18 protein-coding genes are annotated in these 24,961 nt (G+C 29.6%); 3 read left to right on the top strand and 15 right to left on the bottom strand.

Annotated elements, in window-relative coordinates; genetic code table 11:
* Positions 1–95: 95 nt before the first annotated feature.
* Positions 96–2,834, top strand: a complete 2,739-nt coding sequence (locus tag RT575_RS07460; protein WP_313579915.1) for a pitrilysin family protein — start codon at positions 96–98, stop codon at positions 2,832–2,834.
* 208 nt (positions 2,835–3,042) lie between these two features.
* On the top strand, positions 3,043–4,059 hold the full coding sequence (locus tag RT575_RS07455; RefSeq protein WP_313383547.1) for a hypothetical protein: 1,017 nt from the start codon (positions 3,043–3,045) through the stop codon (positions 4,057–4,059).
* A 70-nt stretch (positions 4,060–4,129) separates the two neighbouring features.
* On the opposite strand, the gene RT575_RS07450 is transcribed toward RT575_RS07455, so the two are convergent.
* The 8 genes from RT575_RS07450 to RT575_RS07415 all read right to left on the bottom strand — a co-directional run bounded on the left by RT575_RS07450 (position 4,130) and on the right by RT575_RS07415 (position 11,483).
* Positions 4,130–5,737: a class I SAM-dependent methyltransferase gene (locus tag RT575_RS07450; protein WP_313579913.1), complete on the bottom strand. Its 1,608-nt coding sequence runs from the start codon at positions 5,735–5,737 to the stop codon at positions 4,130–4,132.
* A 176-nt stretch (positions 5,738–5,913) separates the two neighbouring features.
* A complete protein-coding gene (locus RT575_RS07445; RefSeq protein WP_313579912.1) occupies positions 5,914–6,654 on the bottom strand; it encodes a M17 family peptidase N-terminal domain-containing protein in 741 nt (246 codons plus the stop codon).
* Between the two features lie 156 nt (positions 6,655–6,810).
* On the bottom strand, positions 6,811–7,389 hold the full coding sequence (locus RT575_RS07440; RefSeq protein WP_313579911.1) for a Crp/Fnr family transcriptional regulator: 579 nt from the start codon (positions 7,387–7,389) through the stop codon (positions 6,811–6,813).
* A gap of 11 nt (positions 7,390–7,400) precedes the next feature.
* On the bottom strand, positions 7,401–7,709 hold the full coding sequence (locus RT575_RS07435; protein WP_313383541.1) for a hypothetical protein: 309 nt from the start codon (positions 7,707–7,709) through the stop codon (positions 7,401–7,403).
* Positions 7,710–7,871: 162 nt separating this feature from the next.
* Positions 7,872–9,482, bottom strand: a complete 1,611-nt coding sequence (locus RT575_RS07430; RefSeq protein ID WP_313579910.1) for a Na+/H+ antiporter — start codon at positions 9,480–9,482, stop codon at positions 7,872–7,874.
* Positions 9,483–9,534: 52 nt separating this feature from the next.
* Positions 9,535–10,155, bottom strand: a complete 621-nt coding sequence (locus RT575_RS07425) for an alpha/beta hydrolase (protein WP_313579908.1) — start codon at positions 10,153–10,155, stop codon at positions 9,535–9,537.
* Between the two features lie 46 nt (positions 10,156–10,201).
* Positions 10,202–10,498 (bottom strand): GNAT family N-acetyltransferase, encoded by a 297-nt coding sequence (locus RT575_RS07420; protein ID WP_313579906.1) that lies wholly within the window; start codon positions 10,496–10,498, stop codon positions 10,202–10,204.
* Between the two features lie 52 nt (positions 10,499–10,550).
* Positions 10,551–11,483, bottom strand: a complete 933-nt coding sequence (locus RT575_RS07415; RefSeq protein ID WP_313579904.1) for a ring-cleaving dioxygenase — start codon at positions 11,481–11,483, stop codon at positions 10,551–10,553.
* Positions 11,484–12,006: 523 nt separating this feature from the next.
* Here RT575_RS07415 and RT575_RS07410 point away from each other — a divergent pair.
* Positions 12,007–12,828 (top strand): alpha/beta hydrolase, encoded by an 822-nt coding sequence (locus RT575_RS07410; protein ID WP_313579902.1) that lies wholly within the window; start codon positions 12,007–12,009, stop codon positions 12,826–12,828.
* Between the two features lie 56 nt (positions 12,829–12,884).
* On the opposite strand, the gene RT575_RS07405 is transcribed toward RT575_RS07410, so the two are convergent.
* From RT575_RS07405 to RT575_RS07375, 7 genes are all read right to left on the bottom strand, one after another.
* Entirely contained in the window at positions 12,885–14,255 is a 1,371-nt protein-coding gene (locus tag RT575_RS07405; RefSeq protein ID WP_313579900.1) for an alpha-amylase family glycosyl hydrolase, read from the bottom strand.
* Between the two features lie 13 nt (positions 14,256–14,268).
* The gene (locus tag RT575_RS07400) at positions 14,269–15,927 is read right to left on the bottom strand and encodes an alpha-amylase family glycosyl hydrolase (RefSeq protein WP_313579899.1); all 1,659 of its coding nucleotides are present in this window, start codon (positions 15,925–15,927) and stop codon (positions 14,269–14,271) included.
* Positions 15,928–16,334: 407 nt separating this feature from the next.
* On the bottom strand, positions 16,335–18,506 hold the full coding sequence (locus RT575_RS07395; RefSeq protein WP_313579897.1) for a glycoside hydrolase family 97 protein: 2,172 nt from the start codon (positions 18,504–18,506) through the stop codon (positions 16,335–16,337).
* Between the two features lie 18 nt (positions 18,507–18,524).
* Positions 18,525–20,378 (bottom strand): glycoside hydrolase family 13 protein, encoded by a 1,854-nt coding sequence (locus RT575_RS07390; RefSeq protein ID WP_313579895.1) that lies wholly within the window; start codon positions 20,376–20,378, stop codon positions 18,525–18,527.
* 109 nt (positions 20,379–20,487) lie between these two features.
* Positions 20,488–22,785, bottom strand: a complete 2,298-nt coding sequence (locus RT575_RS07385) for a glycoside hydrolase family 65 protein (RefSeq protein WP_313579893.1) — start codon at positions 22,783–22,785, stop codon at positions 20,488–20,490.
* 27 nt (positions 22,786–22,812) lie between these two features.
* Positions 22,813–23,469 (bottom strand): beta-phosphoglucomutase, encoded by a 657-nt coding sequence (pgmB, locus tag RT575_RS07380; protein WP_313579891.1) that lies wholly within the window; start codon positions 23,467–23,469, stop codon positions 22,813–22,815.
* 7 nt (positions 23,470–23,476) lie between these two features.
* Positions 23,477–24,823 (bottom strand): MFS transporter, encoded by a 1,347-nt coding sequence (locus RT575_RS07375; protein WP_313579889.1) that lies wholly within the window; start codon positions 24,821–24,823, stop codon positions 23,477–23,479.
* Between the last annotated feature and the right edge of the window lie 138 nt (positions 24,824–24,961).

Here is a 24,961-nt window from a genome sequence, read left to right as displayed (position 1 = left end):
TTTAACAAAAGATTTTGTAACTTAAAGCATTCTATTTACGTCTAATGACTATTAAGAAATAAAATCAAGTTATAATAAACTATAAAAAACAATCAATGAAAAAAACTTTACTTAGTTTGTGTTTCTTATTATCAGTAGGTTCTTCAACTTATTTGATTGCACAAAACTCATCAAAAAATGCAACTTTTGTTACTCAAGTTGAAGGAATAAAAGAATATAAATTAGGAAATGGATTACAAGTTTTATTAATTCCTGATCAATCACAAAGTAATGTTGCAGTAAATATTGTTTACCATGTAGGCTCTAAACATGAAGGATATGGAGAAACAGGAATGGCTCACCTTTTAGAACATATGTTATTTAAATCAACAAAAAATTTAGGTGATATCAAGAAAATGTTATCTGACAAAGGAGGTGATGCTAATGGTACGACGTATTATGATCGAACAAATTATTATGAAATTTTTCCTTCAAATGAAGAAAATTTACGTTGGAGCTTAGAAATGGAGGCTGATCGAATGATTAATGCTACTTTAAAACAGGAAGATTTAGATAAAGAATTTTCTGTTGTTCGTAATGAATTTGAAATTGGAGAAAATAATCCTTCAAGAGTTTTAGGACAACGTGTAGTTTCTGCTGGTTATTTATGGCATAATTACGGAAAATCAACTATTGGATCTAAAGAAGATATTGAACGTGTAAAAACTCCTCAATTAAGACGTTTCTATGAAAAATATTATCAACCTGACAATGCTACATTAATTGTAGCTGGGAAATTTGACGAAAAACAAGTAGTAGATTATGTGAACCAATATTTTTCTACTATTCCAAAACCAACTCGAATTATAGATGAAATATTAACTGTTGAGCCAGCACAAGATGGTGAAAAATATGTAGAAGTTAGAAGAGCTGGAGACAGCCAATCTGTTGGTGTAATGTACCATGTAGCTCCATATAGTGATAAAGATTATGCTACTGTTGATGTTTTAAATCAAATTTTAACATCTGATCCTTCAGGATATTTATACAAAAGTTTAGTTGACACACATAAAGTTGCTGCTATTTCTGCCTATTCTCCTGAAGTGAGAGATGCAAGCTTCTTTTACTTTGAGGCTGATGTCCCAAAAGATAAAGATATAAAACAAACAGCTGCTGATATTAAAACTGAATTAGATAAAATAGCTACAATCAATTATACTGATCAAGATGTAGAAAGAGCAAAAGCAACACTATTGAAATACATAGAAAATGTAAAAAATAATACAATTAGCCTTGCTATCAATTTAACTGAAATTGTAGGAGCTGGAGATTATCGTTTAGGATTTATATACAGAGATAATATTGAAAAAGTTACAAAAGAAGATATAAAACGTGTTGCAGAAAAATATTTCAAATCAAACAATAGAACTCTAGGTGTCTTTATTCCAACAAAAGATGAAGTTCGTGTGCAACCAAATGAGTTTACAAATAAACAAATTACAGATTTAGTTTCTAATTATAAAGGAAGAGCTACTGAAAAGGAGGCTAAACCTTTTGAAGCTTCTATTAAAAACTTAAAAGCTCATTTTTCTGAAGGTAAATTAGTCAATGGACTAAAATATGGTATTATTGATAAAGAAATAAAAGGAGAAAAAGTTATTTTATCTTTTAATTTACCTGTGTCTAATGAAAAAGAATTAGCTAATAAAAATGAAATAGGTTCTTTAACTGCTGAATTATTAACTGCTGGAACTAAGAATTTAACAAAAGAACAAATCAAAGATCAATTAGATGCTTTAAAATCTTCTGTTTATTTTAGATTTAACGGACAAACATTATCTGTATCTATTACAACTTACAAAAATTCATTAGAAAAAACAATGGATATTGTTCGTCAAATAATTACAGAACCTATATTCCCTGAAAAAGAATTAGCAAAAACTGTTAATGAATATGTTACATATTTTGATGCAAACTCAAATGATCCTCAAGCTCTAGCGTTTAATGAAATTAGTAGAATAACTTCTAATTATCCGAAATCTTCCATCTTCTATACAGCCTCTTATCAAGAGCAAATAGAAGCTTATAAAAAAGTAAAACAATCTGATTTAGTAAATTTTTATAAAAATATTTTAGGAGCGCAAAATGGCGTTGTTTCTATTGTTGGAATAAATGATAAAACTAAAATTGAAAATTTATTAAATAATAGTTTTGGAAAATGGACAAGTAAATCAAATTATCAAAAAGCTTATCCTACTTTTGATGTAACAAAAAAAGAAGATAAAATTTACAATATTCCAGATAAAGAAAATGCTGCTGCTGTTGGTAGAATATCATTCAAAATGAACAAAGAAAGTTCAGATTATCCTGCTATTGTTCTAGCAAATGAAATTTTAGGAAGTGGAGGATTTCTATCTGCTCGTATTCCAATGCGTTTACGAGAAAAAGAAGGAATAAGTTATGGTGCAGGATCATATGTTTCTATTCCAACAGATTCTAAAACTGACGTTGCCTTTTGGGGATATTATGCTTTTTTAAATCCTACAAAACGTGAAGCTGTAGAAAAAGCCCTAAAAGAAGAAATTGCTTTAGCCTTAAAAGACGGTTTTACAGTAGAAGAATTAAAAGCAAATATTGGAAGTTGGAAAAATAGTCGTAAAACTTCATTAGGTACAGATAATGCACTATTAGGATTATCAAATAATTATTTACTTAATGGAATTAATTTTGATGACTACGATCAATTAGAAAAAAAGGTAGAAAACCTTAATGTAAAACAAGTAAATGATGTATTAAAAAAATATATATCTTTAGATAAACTTACATCTGTTTACACAGGAACATTTAGTAAATAAAATAAACCTTTAACATAAAAAAAGAGCTTTACGATATCGTAAAGCTCTTTTTTTATGCTTTTATTAAGAAAAACTAACTTAAAACTTCATATTTAATTAATATTTTGTTAAAAAAAAGCTAATTTAAGTTTTTAATATTTTTTTGGTATAATAATTTCTTAGGCTTTAAAACAATAAAAAAATAAAAATAATCTTAAAACATTAAATCATGCAAGAACAAGATGAAAACAGTCAACCAACAAACAAGAGCAAAAATGGTCTTATATTACCATTAGCATTAGTTGGACTTTTATTAGCAGGAAGTATTGGTTATAATTTATTTCAAGCAAATAAGTTAACTGACTTAGAAAAAAACGAAACTTTAAACTCTCAAATTCTTAAAAATGAGGTTAGTCAAAAGGATTTAATTCGTAAACAATATGATTCTATTCTAAGTGATTATACACAATACAAAGCAAGAATTGAAGATCGTAACAATTTATTAGGAGATAAAGAAAATATGATTCAGTTAAAGAATCAAGATATTCAAGGAATTTTAGATAAAGAAAATCCTACTCCTGAAGAAATGAATCGTGCTAGAAAAATGATTTCTGATTTAGAAGGAAGTGTTAAAAATTATAAATCTGAAGTTTCTCGTTTACAAAAAGAAAATGCAATTTTAGTTCGTAGTGTTGATGAATTAAATAGTAAAAATGCAGCTCTAACAACAGATAACAATAACTTAAGAGAAAGTAATAAAGATCTTTCTTATAGTTATGAGACAGAAAAAAATGTAAGAGCTAAAGATAATGCTATCAACAAAACTAAAATAAATGATTTAAGCTCAACTTTATCTATATCTAATCAACAAATACAAGGGATTAGAGTAAGAAAAAGTGGAAAAGAAGTCGAAAAAACTCGTGCAAAACGTATTGATAAAATTCGTGTATCTTTTGACGTAGATAGAAATTCTAGAACTGAATCTGGATCTAAAAAATTATATGTAGCTATTTATAATCCTGATGGAACTTTAGGAAATTATGAAAATTCTAAAGGAGGACAAATTGAATTAAGATCTGGAGAAAAAATCAATTATTCTGATGCAATTACATTTGATTATACAAATGGACAAGCAAAAAATTTAGTATTTGATTGGAACCACGAAGAATTCCAAAAAGGTGTTTACACTTTTAATGTATACGAAAATGGATTCAAAATTAGCCAAGCTAAAATTACTTTAAACTAATCTTTTTTTTGATTTTCAAAAATAAAAGCTCATCCAAAAAAAGATGAGCTTTTATTTTTATAGAAATAATTTATTTTTCTTTTTGTAATAAATTTATACTAACTGTAGCCAATTCATTATTTGGATATTTCTTAAAAAGTGATTGATTAGGCAAAAGCCCTGTCTCTTTACAAATTTCATGGAAAACATCTACTTCTAAAATATATTGATCAGAAAATCCATGCGTTGCATCATAAGCTGTAGCAGCGGTATTTCCTAAATTCTTTGAAGTTAAATTTGGAGAAATTGTATGTAATTCAATTAATAATAACCCATATTTCTCTACAAAAGGAGCCCATTTTTTTAAATGATTTAATAAATTCTCTTCTACATCATTATTTGATAATCTTTTACCTCTAAAAGAAAATGCCCCTGTAGAAGAACTAACTCTATTTGTATTTGTTGCAAGAACATCTTCCCAAATTCTATTATGATCCAAAAATGTTCTTATATTCAATAAATCTCCTAATTCTATTGAATAATCTTCTTTTAAATCTTTTGATAATCTTTCTGGATCACCAATATCTCCCCAAATAACTTTAGCCCAGATATCATTTTTAATTAAATTTGCTCTTGTTACTTTCAAAGCTGCTTGGTTGTAATCTGCACCTACAAGAAAAAGTGGAAATTCATCCAAGTGTTTTCCTCGTAAAGTTTGTCTTTCTATCACATCATATAAATGTTGTAATAAAGCACCATTTCCACATCCCATATCAAGAATTCCTTTTGGTTGATCTTCGATTGGTTGATTAAAAATGTCTATTATAAATTCATCTACAACTTTAAAATAAGTAGAATGAGCTCCTCCACTTCCCCAAACATTCATCTCTCGATTTACATGTTGTTCATCTTCTCCTTCTGCTATTTCTCTCAACTTTGTAGGAGATCCGAATAATAAATCATTCAATTTAGAAAACATTGGTAAGTAAGAAACTGTTACTCCATAAGAAGTTGCTCTTCTAGCAAAGAATAAGCCTTTCTCCGTGAATTTATAGTTTTTATCATGCCTTGTAAACCATCCCAAAATAGATAATCTTTCAAGAACCTTTTCAAATATTTGTGGATTTTTATGAAATTCATCAGCACTAAAAGATGCTTCCATAAAATATTTATGAAAAAGACCGCTCATTCCCATACGAACAATAATTGGTGCAACTAATGCTCCTTCTATATGTTTACATACTTGATAATGTAATGGTTTTTCTAAACTATCCGTATCATCACTTGAAACTAAATAGTTTTGATATTTATCAAATAATTTTATCCATTTTTTAGAAAATTCTTCTGATAGCTCATTCTGTTTCAATACTTCATCTGTCGCTAAAAATTTTGCTAAATCATCATAAATCTCAATATTAGAAAAAGCTCTGTCTGAGTATTTATTTGTTTTTATTTCTACACTATTTTTTTCGTTATCAACAGAATACTCTAACATATTTTGTGAAGCAAGTACACGTAAAGCAACATTTAGATATCCTTCGTTTGCCTGAAATTCTTCTGTCAGTTCATTTAATTTTAGCGTTTTATTTTCTACAATGTAATGTAAAATACCTTTATCTGCTAATGCTTGAAGAACTGGAGCAGTTACAAGACCATCGAGATGTCTAAAAATTAATGATCTTAAATATTTTTTATCCATCTAATTATGAAATTTAGGGTGTAAATATACTTAAATAGAACCTAAAGTCTATTGATTAAGTATAGTATTTTTATATAATACATCTTTACAATTATAAAAATAAAGTGTTACAATTAGTTATAACAACAAAAAGTCCCTTTTTAGAAAGAGACTTTTTTTATTATATATTTAGAAGTTTATTTTAATGCATCAACAATAGCTTTTTGTATTCCGCCACCTGCAACTTCAAAAAAAGATGGTCCAGCTAACAAATACACTTTTTCTATTTTTTTTGTTTCTGAGAGATTATTCTTTTTTAGATAAACTTCAGAACGATTTGCGTCAATAATACCTTTCACTACATTTTCTGCTACTAAGGCTGTAGGAGAATCTATTCCAGCATCTTTTAAATCACTTGCAAAAGCAAAATTACTTACACCCAATCTCATTGCTTCACGAGTTGCAACTTCTCCCACTAAAGTCATCAATTCTGGAGTGAATTGATTTCTATTTCCTAAACCAATTAGTAATAATTTTTTTGCAGATATAGAACCTTTAGGAGGAGATATTAAAATCGTTTCTAAAGCATGACCTTTAAAATAACCTGCTTGTCTTATTTTTGTAAATTCTCCTTTTAAAGCTTCATCTAAATGTACCAATCCATTTAAGTTTGCTGGTAAAGCTTGTGGACTATGAATATCATTATCTGTATATTCGAAAACACAAGCAACTTGTAATTGAGTATCTGCAGAAGAAGGTCCTTGAACTAGTCCTATCATTGAAATTCCGTCCACTGTTCCCCAATTTCTTGATGTCCCAACTGCAACTGTAGATACACTAGAATTTAATGTAGTAGTTTGAGAAAAAATTAAAGTAGAGAAAAGTAATCCTCCTATTAATAATGTTTTGTTTAAAGTATTTTTTATTGTATTCTTCATAATATTTTTTGTTTTTAACTATTTGACTTTAATAAAACAAATATATATTGATAGAAAATCGTGTACATTTAACTAGTTTAATAAAATAAACTCTAATAAAAAAAATGTCAAATATTTCCATATTTGACATTCATATAAATTAAAAACATATTGTTTTTATCTATTTGATAATCGTTTTCTTATTGTACTCACAAACTCTTTAGAAACCCCAAGGTATGAAGCTATATAATATTGTGCTACACGCTGCGGAATTGTAGGATATACTTTTATGAATTCTAAGTAGCGGTCTGTCGCTGGTTGAGAAATTGTTTTAACCAAACGATTCTGTAGAGTTACTACATAACGTTGCATCATCATTCGGAAAGCTCTCTCGAACTTGGGAACTTTTAATAGTAATTCCTCTTTAGTTTCTGGAGTCAACATATAGATTTCAGTATCTTCTAAAGTTTCTATAAAAATCCTTGAAGGCGTTTTATTATTAAATGAATCAATATCCGTAATCCACCAATCTTCAACAGCAAACAAAAGTGTTACTTCAAAACCATTTTCATCAAGATAATAAGTACGTACACATCCTTCTTTTATAATGCCCTCAAATTGACAAACCTCTCCTTCTCTGAGTAAATGCGTTTTCTTTGGGAATTTTTGAAGAGTCAACAAATCTTCAAAAATTTTTTCCTCTTGTACTGTTAAAGTAACAAACCGTGAAATATTTTTAATTATATTTTGAAACATAAATTTATTTTCTACTGCAAATTAGGGAAAAATGTATATACTTCACTCTTCAAAAGTCCACTTCCTCCACCATAATGATCAATTACTTTAACATCTTTATCTAAATTTTGACAAAAAACTTTAATTTCAGTTTCAAATTTTTCATTCAATCCAGAACTCAACAAAACAATATCTACTTCATTATTATTAATATAATCCTCGCAAATATTTTCATTACTTTCTATTATTGCATTCCAACCTTCATTATTTTCAATAATTCTTTTTAAAGTTTCAAGAATCTCTTGATTTTTTCCAATCACTAAAAAGTTCAATATTTTCATTTTTATTGTATCAAATTTTAAAAAAGTTATTTTATAACATCAAAAAACAAAGATTTTATTTGAAGCTTTTTCCCGCTATCCACTATATCTTTTTTTCAAATTATATCATTTAATTTGTAAAAAAGGATGCCGTTACTATCGGGGCTAAAAAATAAATATTTATTACAAATGTTTATTTCCTGTAATTTTAAGCTCATTTAAATCTAATTGAGATTCTGCTTTTCTAATTTCATCATCACTAAATTCTTTTTCTCGCTTAACTTTAAATAATTCCTTTCGTTGAAACGCAAAAATATCAAGCATAATCTGATTATATTCATTTAAATCATTTCGTCTATTAGTACACATTTCCAATGATTCTAAATGACTTTTTTGCTGTACAATATCATTTTCAATCGTATTCTTAAAATTCTTGACTAAACTATTAGTCTCCATATTAGATTGATATTTTTCCTTCAATAAATTAACTGCAAGATTATCTAACCTAATTTGAATATTTGCTTGTTGCTCATGAGGAGGAAGAATCGGATCAATTTCACCTATTTTTGTTAATTTAATAATTAATGGAAGCGTTAATCCCTGAAAAACTAAAGTAATGAAAATAACTACAAACGTGATAAAAATAATCAAACTCCTCATTGGAAAAACTGTATCACTATTCATCATAACAGGAATTGATAATGCTGTAGCCAATGAAACAACTCCTCTCATCCCTGCCCAGCCTATAATTAAAGGATTTTTCCATCCTGGACTTGGATCTTTTCTTACTTTTTTACTCAACCATCTTGGAACATGTGCAACAGGATAAATCCATAAAAGACGTACTACAATAACAATTAAACTAATAATTAAACCATATTTAATTCCTTCCATGACAGAAGTTTCGCCTAAACCATTTATAATATCAGGAAGTTCTAAACCAATCAATACAAAAACAAGAGCATTCATTACAAAAATTAGTGTATTCCAAACTCCTGTCATATTTATTCTAGTTATTCCTGTTTTAAAAATTTCATGCGAGCGAAACGACATAAATAATCCTCCACTCACCACAGCCATCACTCCTGAATAATGAAAATGTTCTGCAGTCAAAAATAAAATGTAAGGAGTAATAACTGTTAATGCAGCATCTATTGCAGGAGTTGTAGGTAAGAATTTATGTATAGCATAAAAAATATGTGCAACTACAATTCCAACTACAACTCCCATTCCTGCTACTAGAAAAAATTGTCCTGTTGCTTCCTGCATCGAGAATATTCCTGTCATTACAGCAGCTAAAGCAAATCTAAAAACGATAAGTGATGATGCATCATTAATCAAACTTTCGCCTTCTAACATTGCAATTGTGCGTTTTGGAACTTTTAAACCTTTTAAAACTGTTGTTGCTGCAATTGCATCAGGTGGAGAAACAATTCCACCCAATAAAAATCCCATCGCTAATGTAAAACCAGGAATTAATGCCTGTGAAGCAAATGCTACGACAATAGAAGTCAAAAAAACTAATCCAAAAGCCAACAATCCTATAGTTCGTTTCCATTTCCAGAAATCATTCCATGAAGTATACCAAGCTGCTTCATACAATAATGGTGGTAAAAAAATTAGAAAAATAATATCTGGATCTAGTTTTAAAACTGGAGTTCCGGGTATTAAACTAATACCAAAACCTGCCAATACCAAAAATATAGGATAAGCAATTCTGATGCGTTGTGCTAGCATTACCAAAAGCATAACCACAATTAAAAGCCCAAGAATTAATAAAAGTTGTTCGTGCATAATTTTTTATTTTTTTATACTAAATATTAAAAATTGATTACTCGATACATGATTAGTTAAAAACAATAGAATTAGCCAATTCAATTTCCTCTTGGTTTATAGAATGTCCAAAATTAAGATAGACTTTTTCTGTAACATTAGCATTCATTTCTTTCAAGATATTACTTGTTGCATATACTCTTTCTACAGGAACATGAAAATCTGGATTACTTGTTCCTAAAAAAACTGGAGTTTGCTCAAAATCTCCTTTATAATTTCTACGATTTATCTCTTCACCAATTAGTCCTCCAATAATTGCAACTACTCCTCCGTATTTCTGAGCATTTCTTGCTAAAAATTCTAATGTAAGACAAGCTCCTTGTGAAAATCCAAAAAAGTAAATATTTTCAGTTTTAATTCCTGCATTTAAAACAGTTTGAACCGTTTTTTCAATAGTTTCTATAGCTGATGACAACCAAGGTTCATTTTGCTCTACTGGTGAAATAAAAGAGAAAGGATACCATGTTCCACTTGTAGCTTGTGGAGCTAATAAAGCATACTCGTTTACATTCAAATGTTTCGATAAATTCAAAATATCTTGTGCACTTCCACCTCTTCCATGAATCATTATTAAAACTTTTTCAGCTTCATTCAATGATTTTCCTCCTGTTTTTATATCTAAAATATGATTCATTTTATTTGTATTTTTCTGTTGGATAATTAATTCTTAGTAAATAATATTATTTATCTTCTTTAAACCAAACATCATCATATTGTTCCGGACTACGTTTGAATTGTGCATAAACATATGGACAAAGTGGTACGATTTTCAAATCATTTTCTCTAGCATAGGTTACCAATTCGTTCAATAGTAATTTAGCAAAACCATTTCCAGCATATTCATCATCAACTTCTGTATGATAAACTGTTAATTTATTTCCTATGATAGAGATATCCATTTTACCTGCTTTTTTATCGTCTGAAAAAAGTTGTATTTCTCCTCTTACTTTTCCTAAAACTAATTTTGTTGTTTCCATAATATATTTACTTACTACTAAAATATGTTGCTTTTAAAATTTATTTGATGATCTATGATAACTTCGGCAATACTTTTTCTATTTTTTCACGTAAGGGTTCGTGTTGTTTTGGAAGTTTTAAACTAGTTCCTAGTTCATTCAAAGGCTCATCTACAGTAAATCCTGGATTATCAGTTGCTATTTCAAATAAAATACCTCCTGGTTCGCGGAAATATAATGAGTAAAAATAATCTCTATTAATTTTTGTTGTTATATTTAGTCCTGCAGCTATTACTTTTTCTCTAAATTCCATTAAAATTTGTTCATCTTTCACTCTAAAAGCAACATGATGATTAGTTCCTGCCATATTTTTTCCTGCTTCAATTTCATTACTTTCAATAATATCTACAAGATTTGCTGTTTCAATAGCATCTGTTGAAAATCTATATCTTTGACCTTCATGCTTCTGTAAACTATATCCGAAAATATCCGTTAATACCTTGATTGTAGGAGCTGCATTTTTCAGAGTTAAAGTAATATTATGAAAACCTTTTAAAGCATTTTCTTCTTTAATGTCATCCGTTGTCCAAACTTTTCTATCATCTGTTGTTGAAGATTCAATAAATTGTAATTGTAGACCATCTGGATCTTGAAATGAAATTAATTTTTCACCGAAAATTTCAGCTTCTTCTACATTTATATTAAAATGTTGTAATCTACTTTTCCAAAATTCTAGGCTCCCTTTTGGTACTGAATATCCTATATGCGTGGCTAAACCTGAACCATTTATTCCCTTACCAATGCCTTCCCATGGGAAAAAAGTTAAAATAGTCCCTGGAGTTCCTTCTTCGTTTCCAAAATAAAAGTGATATGTTCCTGGATCATCAAAGTTTACTGTTTTCTTTACTAATCTTACTCCTAAAACTTGAGTGTAAAAAGCTAAATTTCTATTTGCATTTCCTGCTATTGCTGTAATATGATGCAGTCCTAATATTCTATTTTCCATTTTATTCGTTTTTTAATTTTGATATGACAAATTTATAGTGACTAAAAATGCTGTACATTTAACTAGTTTAATAAAAACAAGTTTTTTTCAAATTCAAGAAAATAATATTAATACAAATTCAACATCTCATTTTACAGACTCATTTATATAAGAATTATCCAAAAGAAAGATACTTTAAAATTGATTTATAAAATCACAACTTAAAATCAAATACATAAATAATATAGTAGTTTTTATTAGAAAAAAAGCCCTAGCCTATAGTGAAATTTCTTATTATATTTTATTGAAAATATTTTTAAATAATAAATAGTATGCAGCCCAACTTGAGTGGAAATCCTTTTTATTATAAGAAGTAGAATAAAAAGATTGGGAACGGAAGGTGGAAATAGCTGCCCAAATTGAAAGTAATTTCTAATTTTTTTTAAAAACTGTACGAAATTAAACTAGATTAATTTCTACAAGATTTATCCACAATACATTTGCTAAAGAAATAAATTAATAACAAACATAAAAATTTAAAACAATGAGTACATTAAAATTAAAAGACGGAACAGAGATTTTTTATAAAGACCAAGGAGAAGGACCTGTATTAATGTTTCATCATGGATGGCCATTATCATCAGATGACTGGGATGCACAAGTAATTTTCTTTCTTCAAAAAGGTTACAGAGTAATTTCTCACGATAGAAGAGGTCATGGTCGTTCTAGCCAAAATATTTATAATCACACTATAGAGCAATATGCTGCTGATGCAGCGGAATTAGTTGATTTCTTAGATTTAAAAGATGTTATTCACATTGGTCATTCTACTGGAGGCGGAGAAGTTATTCGCTATGTAAACAAGTATTCTAAAGGTCGTGCTAAGAAAGCTGTTTTAATTAGTGCTGTTCCTCCAATAATGGTGAAAAGTGAAAGTAATCCTGATGGTGTTCCAATCGAAGTTTTTGATAATATAAGAGAGCAAACTCTAAACAATAGAAACCAATTTTATATTGATTTAACTTTTCCTTTCTATGGTTATAATAGAGAAGGTGCTGATGTAAAAGAAGGTATACAAAGAAATTGGTGGAGACAAGGAATGATGGGTGGAATAGTAGCTCATTATGATGGAATAAAAGCATTTTCGGAAACTGATTTTACTGAAGACTTAAAAGCTGTAGATATACCTGTCTTGGTTCTGCATGGTGAAGATGATCAAATTGTTCCAATTGAAAATTCTGCAATAAAATCTGCAAAATTATTAAAAAATGGAAAATTAATTACTTATCCTGGTTTTCCTCACGGAATGCCTACTACAGAGCATGAAACAATTAATAAAGATATTTTAGAATTTATTGAAGCTTAATTTAGAAATGTATTAATAAAAAAAGTGAATCAAAATTGATTCACTTTTTTTATTAATTATTTTACTAGAATTAAATATTCCCAAGGTTTTAATTTTAGATTTGTATTTGCATCTAATGTAATTTCTGTATTTGACATATAACTTTTATAAACGCCAGTTATAGGAATAACTACACTTTTTTCATCTTTTGTAAGATTAGCAATAAAATATGCTTCGGTAGTATTCTTTTTACGTTTAAAAGCTAAGATAGATTTATCATCAGATGTTTTTAAACGTTCGTACGAAGCTGCTTTTTTTGCCCCATTAAATGCAAGGTTATTTATTTTAAGTTCTCCTAATTTTTCATAAATACCTCTCATTTTAGCATTAGGATTACGGTCAATAGAATCTTTAACAAAGAATTTTAATCGTCTCTTAAAATCTTCTTCTTGTCCATTGTATATTAATGGAATTCCTGGTAAAGCATACGATAAAGCAGCAAATGTTTCTACAGCATCTCCCATTCTTTCATATTCTGATCCTGACCATGAATTTTCATCATGATTGGATGTAAATATCATCTTATAATCATCAGCTTGCCATTTTTTAGGAATAGAATCCATATAAACATCTATTGCAGAAACATCTTTTTTTCCATTTGCAATATCATTCATAATATGATGCAATTCCCAACCATAAGCCACATCGAAAGCATTTACTAAAAGATCTGTATTTTCTGTTTCACCTAACATAAAAATATCTTTACCATCAGCTAGTTGTGGTTTAGCTTCTTCCCAGAAATCTGTAGGTACTTCATGTGCCATATCACATCGGAATCCATCTATCTTAAAATCATCTAACCAATATTTCATATCAGCGATCATCTGCTTACGCATTTCCTTATTATTATAGTCCAATGCTACAACATCTGTCCAGTCATAAGGAGATTGTAATTTTCCATTTTTATCTTTTTCATACCAATCGGGATGTTGTTTTATCCAAGGATGATCCCATGCTGTATGGTTTGCCACCCAATCCAACACAACATAAATACCATTATTATGTGCCTCTTCTATTAGTTTTTTTAAATCTTCGGCAGAACCAAATTCAGGATTAATTCCTCTATAATCTTTTATAGAATAATAAGAACCTAAACCTTCTTTTCTATTTTTTTCTCCAATCGGATAAACTGGCATTAACCACAAAATCTTAACACCTAATTTTTTAATATTAGGAATCTCTTTTGTAACCGCGGCAAAAGTTCCTTCTGGAGAAAATTGACGAATATTTACTTCATAAATCACTGCATTTTCAGCCATTTCTGCTGTATAAGGAGTAATAATCCCATTATTTACAGCAACCTCTTCTTTATTTTGTTCTTTTTTAGCATTACAACTAGTTAAAATCAGAGCAGCTATAAAACTAAAACCTATTATTTTTTTTATCATTTTCTGTGTTTTTTTATTTTATTTTTTCCAATAAAACAATATCAAAATTTGTATTCAATAGAACAAAACCGTCTTTTACAGTTGAAACTGTTCCTGAATAAAAATCTTTTACTTTTGTTCCTTCTTTCCAAAAATCAGCTACCTTAATTTTTTTCTGTTCATTAGAGTATCCTAATGCTATAATTACCTCATCGTTATTATAATTTCTATAAAAAATGTAAGGTTCATCCTGCAAATCTTTTTGTTTTCCTGCTCCTACAGCTGGATGATTTCTTCTGAATTGTCCTAATTTTTGAAAATGAAGAAGTAATGCTTTTTTGTCTTTATCCGATTTTATTCCATCCCAGTTCATGAATGAACGTAAATTAGCATCTCCTTCTGCTCCTTCTATTTCTAAAGGACGTGCAGATTCATCACCATAGTATACTTGTGAAATCCCTGGTGTTAGTAGCAATCTTGTACCCGCATCCCAAGCATTTTCTCTTGTCTTATCAAATGGAGAACCATCATCATGTGAAGTAATATAATTCATAACCGTTTTACCCCCCATTTCATTTTGTAAAACATTATTATAACGATTAAATACTTTTTGAAATGTTTCTTTCTGAGTAGAACGTAAATCAAAGTTAATTAAAGCATCAAAACCATTATTGTGATAATTTACTTTCTTGTCTGGGAATTGAAACTCTTGTGCATCATTTATTGTATAATTATAAACTTCACCTATCAAGAAAAATTTATTATTATCTAATACCTTTGTCGGATTATTTGTTTTGTATTCTGTAAAAGCATCTTGACAAATTTCTGCAAATTTTTTCCATACTTCTTCCTCAGTATGTTTTACTGTATCTACACGATAACCATCAATTCCATATTTTCTTATATAATCTGAAAGCCATTTAATTATATAGTATTTTGGCGCTTTTGGAAAATTATATTTTGCAAAAAATAAATTCAGTTCTCCCACTTCCTTCTCCAAACGACCTTCTTTTTTCCATTTCTCTATTAATTGAGGAGGAAGCATTACATCATTTTCCGATTCTGTAAGAATATCAGGAAGATTTTCTACCAATGTACATTCTATTGTAGTTTTATACGATTGATAGGTACATTGTGGTGAAAGACGAACCCAATCCGAAGGAAAAACAGTATCTACATCAGTAGCAGGTCCAGTATGATTAATAACAGCATCCAACATAATGCGAATACCTTTTGCATGTGCTTTGCTTATCAACTCCTGCAATTCATTTTCTGTTCCCCAGTTTTTATCTATGGCTGTCCAATCTTTTGTCCAATACCCATGAAAACCATACGTTGTTCCTTGACCTTCGTTTACATCTCCATGAATTTGCTCCACAATTGGATTCATCCAAATAGCGTTTATTCCCAAATCAGAAAAATAATTATCTTGTATTTTATTGATAATACCTCGGAAATCTCCCCCTTCAAAACCTCTTAACTTCGCTGTTTTTTTTGTTCTACCATAATTTACATCATTGGTTTTGTCACCATTATTAAAACGGTCTGTCAACAAAAAATAAATATTAGCTCCATTCCAAGTAAAAGATTGTTTCTCTAATCCTTTATTTTCTTGTGTTCCTTGTAGCGTTGTTTTAGAACAAGAAGATAAAAACAAGCAAGTGATTCCAAGTGAGAATATTATTTTTTTCATACACAATTTTTAAGGTTTATTTATTCAGCTATGTTTATTACAATTTATTTATCCGATTTTATTAATTTTTAATTGAATTGATTAATCCTAAAACATTCAAAAATGTAATAAAAATAAAAACTGAAAATATAAATTTGGGCGTTCCCTTTGGTCGGGCTATTCGTTGCAATCTTTTCTTATTGTAACTTCGGGATTGATAACAAAAAATCATAGAAGTTTTATTTTACAATAAGAAAAGGATTTCCTCTACTATCCCTAACGCACAATAGAAATTTGTATTCTTTTTGCGACAGGGATTGACAGCGATATCCTTTTGTATAGGAATGTTGAGATTGTATCGAAAACATCCTATACAAAAGATAAAGCAGAAAGCCCGCTCGGTCGCCCAAATATTAATTAGAACTTGTTTATTTTACTTCTTTTATACTTATTGCAAAACCACCTCCTGCAGCAGAAGTTAAATCTAAAGTAGATTTAGAATTTACTTTTTTCTTTTCTATTTTATAGGCTTGTGGATTTGTTTTGTAATGTGCATCTTTAGCGTCTGTATAAACTGTTGCTTCGTATTTTTTTCCTTTATCTAAAAAATCGAGTTTAATTTTTGTTGTACGTGGTGTTTCTCCATTTACATTTCCTACAAACCAATTATTTGATTTTTTATCTTTACGAGCAACTGTTAAATATTTTCCTGGTTCAGCTTCTAAATATTTACTGTCTTGCCAATCTACCGGAACGTCTTTTATAAACTGAAATGCATCTGGAAATCTATTGTAATTTTCTATAATATCAGCAGCCATTTGTAATGGAGAATACATTGTAACATACAATGCTAATTGGTTTGCTAATGTAGAATTTACGTGTGATTCGTTATTAGGATTCATTTTCTTTATATCCATTTCGAAAATACCTGGTGTATAATCCATTGGTCCTCCTAACAAACGTGTAAATGGTAAAATAGTTACATGATTTGGTTTTGAACCACCAAATGCTTGGTATTCTGTTCCACGAGCCGATTCATTACCTATTAAGTTTGGCCATGTACGTGCTACTCCTGTTGGACGTACTGCTTCGTGAGCATTAACCATAATTTTATATTCTGCTGCTTTTTCTAATGCATATTGGTAATGGTTAACCACATTTTGACTATAATGATAATCTCCACGAGGAACAATATCACCTACATATCCACTTTTTACTGCATTGTAACCATTGTCTTGCATAAATTTATATGCTTTGTCCATATGTCTTTCGTAATTGCGTATAGAACCTGATGTTTCGTGATGCATAATAATTTTTACTCCTTTTGATTTTGCATAAGTATTTAATTCTTTTACATCAAAATCTGGATAAGGAGTTACAAAATCGAAAACGTAATCTTTATGATTTCCAAACCAATCTTCCCATCCTTCGTTCCATCCTTCTACTAAAACAGCATCAAATCCGTTGGCAGCTGCAAAGTCTATATATTCTTTTACATGCTTTGTATTTGCTGCATGTTTTCCATTTGGTTTTGCTTTAGAATAGTCCGTAACACCCAATTCTACTGTAGGAAAATCGTCTGTGTACGCCCAAGAACCTCTTCCTGTAATCATTTCCCACCATACACCTACATATTTTACTGGCTTTATCCAAGATGTATCTTTTATTTTTGATGGTTCATTTAAATTATATGTCATTTTAGAAGCAACAACATCACGTGCGTCATCGCTTGCAATTACTGTACGCCAAGGTGTATTGAAAGGAGCTTGTAAATATCCTTTATCTCCTAAAGCATCTGGTGTTAACCAAGATTCGAAAACTAAATTTTTATCATCTAAATTTAAACTCATTGCTGGATAATTAATCAATGCTGCTTCGTGTAAATTGATGTAAAGTCCATTTGATGCTTTCATCATAAGAGCTGTTTGTACCCCTGTTTTAGAAAATGCTTTCTGAGATGCATTACCAATATATGCTTTATCAAATAAACCTCTAATATCTGTTAACTTAGATTCTGTGTAATCATATTCTTGCGTATCATAATCTCCAGGAATCCAAAAAGCTGTATGGTCTCCTGTCATAGCAAATTGAGAATGTTCCTCTTTAATAACAAAATATTTTAAATTCTTTTGTTCAGGAAATTCGTAACGGAAACCTAATCCATCATCAAACATTCTGAAACGAATAACCATTTGACGGTCTGTTTTTGGTTGAGATACTGTTACAGCTAATTCATTAAAATTATTTCTTATTTTATCTACTTCTCCCCATACTGGAACCCAAGTTTCATCAAACGTTGATGTTTTTGTATCTACTATTTCGAAACCAGATAAAAAATTTGCAATGTCTTTTGCTTTTTCATCTTCTACTCTTTGCTGAGTTGCAAAATCCATTTCTTTATGAGTTGTTTTAAACTCAAATCCTAAATGACTTGGTTTTACAACATCTTTACCTTTGTATCGTAATTGATAAGTAGGTTTTCCATCTTTAGACAAAGAAAAATCCATCACGAAATTTCCATCAGGGGATTTCAATTCTTGTCCATAGGCAATGTTCATCATTGCAATTCCTAATCCTAATATAAACTTGAAGTTTTTCATTATTCTTGTGTTTTTGTTTTATTTTTTTAATTCAATAATCATTGATGTTTTTCCATCAATAGAAATTGTATTGTTTGTATCTACAGAGATATTTTTGTTAGATATGATATCTTTTCCAGAAGTAAATCCATTTAAAGCTTCTGAAAAACGGTCTAATTTTAATGTTTGCTTTTCTGTATTAGCATTCATAACAACCATAACAGACTCGTTATCATTGTATCTAAAATACACATAAACATTATTTTGTGGAATAAAATGTTTTGTTTTCCCTGAATGAATTACTTCTTTATTTTTTCTCCAATTAAAGATTTTTGCAGTAAAATCATGAAATTGTTTTTGTTCTGTAGTTCTACCATCATTTGTAAAGGCATTTTGTTTATCCGATTTCCACCCTCCAGGAAAATCTTGACGAATTGCAGCGTCACCTTTACTTTTATCTCCACGCATTCCAATTTCAGAACCATAATAAACCTGTGGAATTCCACGAACAGTAGATATTAATGTTAATCCTAATTTATAATCGTTTATGTTTCCATTTATAATTTCATTGAAACGCTCTGTATCATGATTTTCCATAAAAACAAACATGTTATTTACATTTGGATAAAGAAAATCGTTTGTAAAATTATCATAGATTCTAATCATTCCTTTATCCCACGATTCATCTTCTGTAATTGCCTTTGGGATTGCTCCAAAAAGAGGAAAATCCATAACAGATGGTAAATAAGAATTATAATTATCTATTTCTGCTATTTTTGAATCTTTTTGCCAATAAGCAATATGCGCAGGTGAGTGCATCCATGCTTCCCCAACAACATTAAAATTTGGATATTCGTCTGTAATTGCTTTCACCCATTTTGCCATTCCTACTTTATCATTATAAGGATAAGTATCGACACGCATTCCTCCAAGTTCTGCATATTCTATCCACCAAATAGCATTTTGTGTAAGATAATTAACAACCAAAGGATTTGATTGATTCATATCGGGCATTGTACTATCAAACCATCCATCTAAAGCTTCTTTTTTATCAATTTCAGCTACATTAGAATCAAATTGTGCTGTTGTACGATAATTAGAACGTTTAAAACCATTGTCTCCGTCTGCAAATTGATGAATCCAATCTTTGGCAGGTAAATCTTGAATTAACCAATGTAAAGAACCCCAATGATTCGTTACATAATCCTGAATTAACATCATGCCACGTTTGTTTAATTGACGAGATAATTCACGGTAATCCTCATTTGTACCATAACGTGCATCTATTTTATATAAATCTGTTTGAGCATAACCATGATATGAGTGTTGTTTTTGATTATCTTCGTTAACAGGTGTTAACCAAACAGCAGTTGCACCTAAATTTTGTATATAATCTATATTATTTATTATTCCACGTAAATCACCACCATGTCTTCCGTCTGGAATCTGTCTATTTGCTTTATCTATTAATTCTTTTTTAGAATCATTACTTTCATCCCCATTAGCAAATCTATCTGGCATAATTAGATAAACAATATCTTTTGATGTAAAAGAATTTCTATTGGCAGAATTAGCTTCGCGATTTTTTAATTCGTACGTGTAAGAATCAACAACTTTGTTTTTATTTTTGATATTAATTTTAAATGAAGATTTGTTCACTTCATTTGTATTAATTGTTACAAAAACATAATTTGGATTCTCTGTTTTCTGAATATCTTTTATTTTTACATTGTCAGATAATTCTAAATTATATGTACTAATATTTTTCCCATAAACTAGAATCTGAAGCTCAGGATTTTTCATTCCTTTCCACCAAAACATTGGCTCTACTTTCTGAATTTGAGCAAAAGTGAATGATGAAAATAATGATATTGTTAGAAGTAATTTTCTCATGTGTTTTTTTTTTGAATCGAAAATTGAAGTTAACACAACTTACAATTCATTGCTAAAAAGCACCTTGAAAGCCGAGACTTTCAAGGTATTTCTATTTTTTCCCTTTTTATTAAATAGAAGGTTGTACAAGAACTTTTTGGTCAAAAACATAAACCTCTAATGGTTGATTTCCTTCCAATTCGAACATTGTATTTCCTTTATTTACGATAACTTTTAGGATTTGATTGCGGAAATTTATTTTAAATGTAAATTCTTCCCATTGCTCTGGAAGACGAGGCTCAAAATAAAGTTGATCATTTTTTACTCGCATTCCTCCAAATCCTTCTACAATAGACATCCAAGTACCAGCCATAGATGTTATATGTAAACCTTCGTGAACCTCTTTATTATAATCATCTAAATCTAGACGAGAAGTTCTTAAGTAAAATGTGTATGCTTGTTCCATACGACCTAAAGTAGCCGCTTGTATAGAATGTACACATGGAGACAATGATGATTCATGAACTGTTAAAGGTTCATAAAAATCAAAATGTCTTTCTAATTGTTCTTTCGAGAATTTATCTTCGAAATAATAAAATGCTTGTAACGTATCGGCTTGTTTTATGTAAGCAGAACGTAAAATTCTATCCCAAGACCATTTTTGATTAATTGGTCTTTGACTTTTATCTAACTGAGAAACTGGAGTTAAATCTTTATCTAGGAATCCATCTTGTTGTAAGTAAACATCATATTCTTTACTGTATGGAAAATAAATATTTGAAGCAACTTCTTTCATCTTCTCTAACTCAACATCTGTAATATTTACTTTTGAAGAAATACGTGCAAAATCGCTAGAATAGTTATCTTTTACATTTTGTACTTGTTCTACAGCATAGTTAATACACCATTGTGCACAGTAAGATGTATGAAAATTGTTATTCACATTATTTTCATACTCATTAGGGCCTGTTACACCAAGCATAACATATTGTTTCTTATCATTTGACCAATTGAAACGCTGTGTCCAAAATCGAGCAATACCTAATAAGACTTCTAAACCAGCTTCAGGAATATAAGTATCATCTCCTGTAAAGCGTGTATAATTAAAAATAGCAAAAGCAATTGCTGCATTACGATGAATTTCCTCGAAAGTTATTTCCCATTCGTTATGACATTCTTCACCATTCATTGTTACCATTGGATACAATGCAGCACCATTTGTAAATCCTAATTTTTCTGCATTCTCTATGGCTTTATCTAACTGATTGTATCTATATTTTAATAAATTTCTTGCAACTTCTTGGTTTTTTGTAGCCATATAAAATGGTAAACAATATGCTTCTGTATCCCAATAAGTAGAACCTCCATATTTTTCTCCAGTAAATCCTTTTGGTCCAATATTTAATCGAGCATCTTTACCTGAATAGGTTTGGTTTAATTGAAAAATATTAAAACGAATACCTTGCTGAGCTTTTACATCACCTTCTATCGTAATATCTGCCATTTCCCAAATCTTAGCCCAAGCTTCTTTTTGGTTTATTAACAATTGTTCATAACCTATAGTTTTAGCTTGTTCCAAAACATTTTCTGCTGCTGTAATTAATTCATTTTCTTGATGATTTGTTGACACAACATATCCTCCAAATTTATGAATTGTAGCTATTTCATTCACGTCTATATTCAACTCATAAGTAAACTCTACTTTATGATTTGTTTTATTTTGTGATAACGGACTAACTTCTTGTTTTTCATTGTTAATAAAAAACATATTTTCCATAAATGTTACCACATTAAAATGTGTTTTAAATGTACGAGCTTGTACAAAACCTTGTTCTTTTTTTATCTCTGTTGTAATTGGTTCCCAAAAAGTTTCTTCCCAATTGGCATCTTCATTTTTTACACCAGTATCAACATAAGGTTTATAAACAATTTTAGCCTTTCCATTTAATGGTTTTATATCATATTTTATAACACCTATTTCATCTAAATCGGCAGCTAAAAAACGACGAACATTAACTTCTATTTCTAATCCTGAAGGTAAAATTGCAATAAAAGAACGGTCTAATAAACCTTCTTTCATATTTAATTCACGACGAAAGTTCTTTACTTCTTTACATGTATTTAAATCAAACTGTTCACCGTTAATTTCAATATCAATTCCTATCCAAACTGGAGCATTCAGAACTTTTGCAAAATATTCTGGGTATCCATTTTTCCACCAACCAACTTTTGTTTTATCTGGATAATAAACACCTGCAATATAACTTCCTTGAAAAGTATCACCTGAATAAAATTCTTCAAAATTTGCACGTTGTCCCATTGCTCCGTTACCAATAGAAAATAAACTTTCTGAAGATTTTACACGATCTTTTTCAAATCCTTCTTCAATGATTGACCACGAATTTGGGATAATATAATCTTGATTCATTTTTAATTTTATTGTTGTTTGTAAATATTATTGATTGATTAATTTTAATAGAAAATCTTTTGAAATTTCAGTAAAGTCATTGAAATTATAATCTGCTTCATTTAATACTGATTTTTCTCCTATTCCAACGCTTGTCATCCCTGCACTATTTGCAGCTTGAATCCCTGCAACTGAATCTTCAAAAACAATTGAATTTGCTGCTGTTTGATTTACCTTTTTAGCTCCTACTAAAAACACTTCAGGATCTGGTTTCGCATTTGATACATCATTGCCGTCAACGATGTCGTCAAAATAATGAAGGATATTTACTTTTTCTAAAATAGGGCGTGCATTTTTAGATGCTGAACCTAAAATAATTGGTTGTTTATTCTCCTTAAGAAAATTAAGTACATCCATTACTCCTGGAAGAATTTCAGATTCATCCATCTTATCGATATATGTCAGGTATTCTTCATTCTTTTTTAATAGATATTCTTGTTTTTGTTCATCAGTAATTTGAACATTTCCTAATGCAAGAATTAATTCTAAAGATCGTACACGAGAAACCCCTTTTAATTGTTCATTATCTTCATGAGTAAAATTAATTCCTAAAGATTTAGCTACGTTTTGCCATGCTAAGAAATGGTATTTTGCAGTATCTACAATAACACCATCTAAATCGAAAATAAATGCTTTTGTTTTCAAAATAAAGTTATGCTTTGATTGGTTTTTCGTTATCCTGAACACGCTGTACTAGTAATGCAGCAATAATAAATGCAACACCACTCATCATAATAGCGTACACAGGATCTCCACCATAAATATATTTAACTATTGGTCCTCCTAAAATTGAATTGATAATTTGCGGAATACAAATAAAGAAATTAAAAATCCCCATATATACTCCCATTTTCTTAGAAGGAATAGCTCCTGCTAACATTGCATATGGCATTGCAAGAATACTTGCCCATGCTATTCCTACTCCCATCATTGAAAAAATCAACAATTTGGGGTCATGAATAAAATAAATAGAAATTAATCCTATTCCCCCTATTAATAAAGAAACTGTATGAGTTGTTTTTCTTCCTAATTTTAGTGCTAGTGCAGGTAAAAAGAAAGCAAAAATTGCTGAAACAGCGTTATACACACCGAAAATAATTCCAACCCAGTCTCCTGCTTTATTATAAGTTATTGAAGAGGTATCTGACAAAGGCAAATCATAAACATGATGTGCTATTGCTGGTGTTGCAAATACCCACATACCAAATAATCCAAACCATGTAAAAAATTGTACCCACCCCAATTGTTTCATTGTTTGTGGCATATTTTTAAAATCATTAAAAATATTTGATAAAGATGTTTTTTCTTCTTTTATAATTTCTTTTCCTTCAGCACGATCAAATGCTTCTAGTTCTTCAGGAGAATATTCTTTTGTAGTCGAAAGAGTTATTATAACCGATATAATCAAAACGATTGCACCTATTAAAAAGGATAAAATTAAATGAAATGGAATCTCACCTTCTGATGCTGTACTTTTTACTCCAAACCAATTACTAAGAATATATGGCAACCATGATCCTAAAACAGCTCCAAATCCAATTAATGCAGTTTGTACAGAAAATCCTAATGTACGTTGATCGGAAGGTAATATATCAGCAACTAATGCACGGAATGGTTCCATTGCAATATTAAAAGAAGCATCCATAATCATTAAAAATCCTGCCCCCATCCATAAGGCAGGTAATAATGCTGTAAAAGCTCCAGCTTGTGGCATTAAAATTAGTCCTAAACTAGCAAGGACAGCTCCTACTAAAAAATAAGGCTTACGGCGACCAAATCGTCCCCATGTTTTATCAGAATAATGTCCAATAATTGGCTGTACAACCAATCCCATTAATGGAGCAACAATCCAAAACCAAGAAAGATGATGCACATCTGCACCAAAAGTTTGTAGTATTCTACTAGCGTTTGCATTTTGTAAAGCAAACCCCATTTGTATACCAAAGTATCCAAAACTTAAGTTCCAAATTTCCCAGAAACTTAATCTACGCTTTTCCATTATCGTAATTATTAATTATTTACGATAAGCGTTTCAGCTTATCAAAACTATATTTTTTTATTTGAGAAGTAAAAATATGTTTTGATTTGGTTACAATGTTAAAACTTTTTTTTTGGATTATTGCTACTAAAATAACTA

It is taken from the genome of Chishuiella sp., assembly GCF_032109125.1.
In the GTDB taxonomy this organism is placed as follows: domain Bacteria; phylum Bacteroidota; class Bacteroidia; order Flavobacteriales; family Weeksellaceae; genus Empedobacter.
This window is presented reverse-complemented; position numbering and strand designations above follow the sequence as displayed.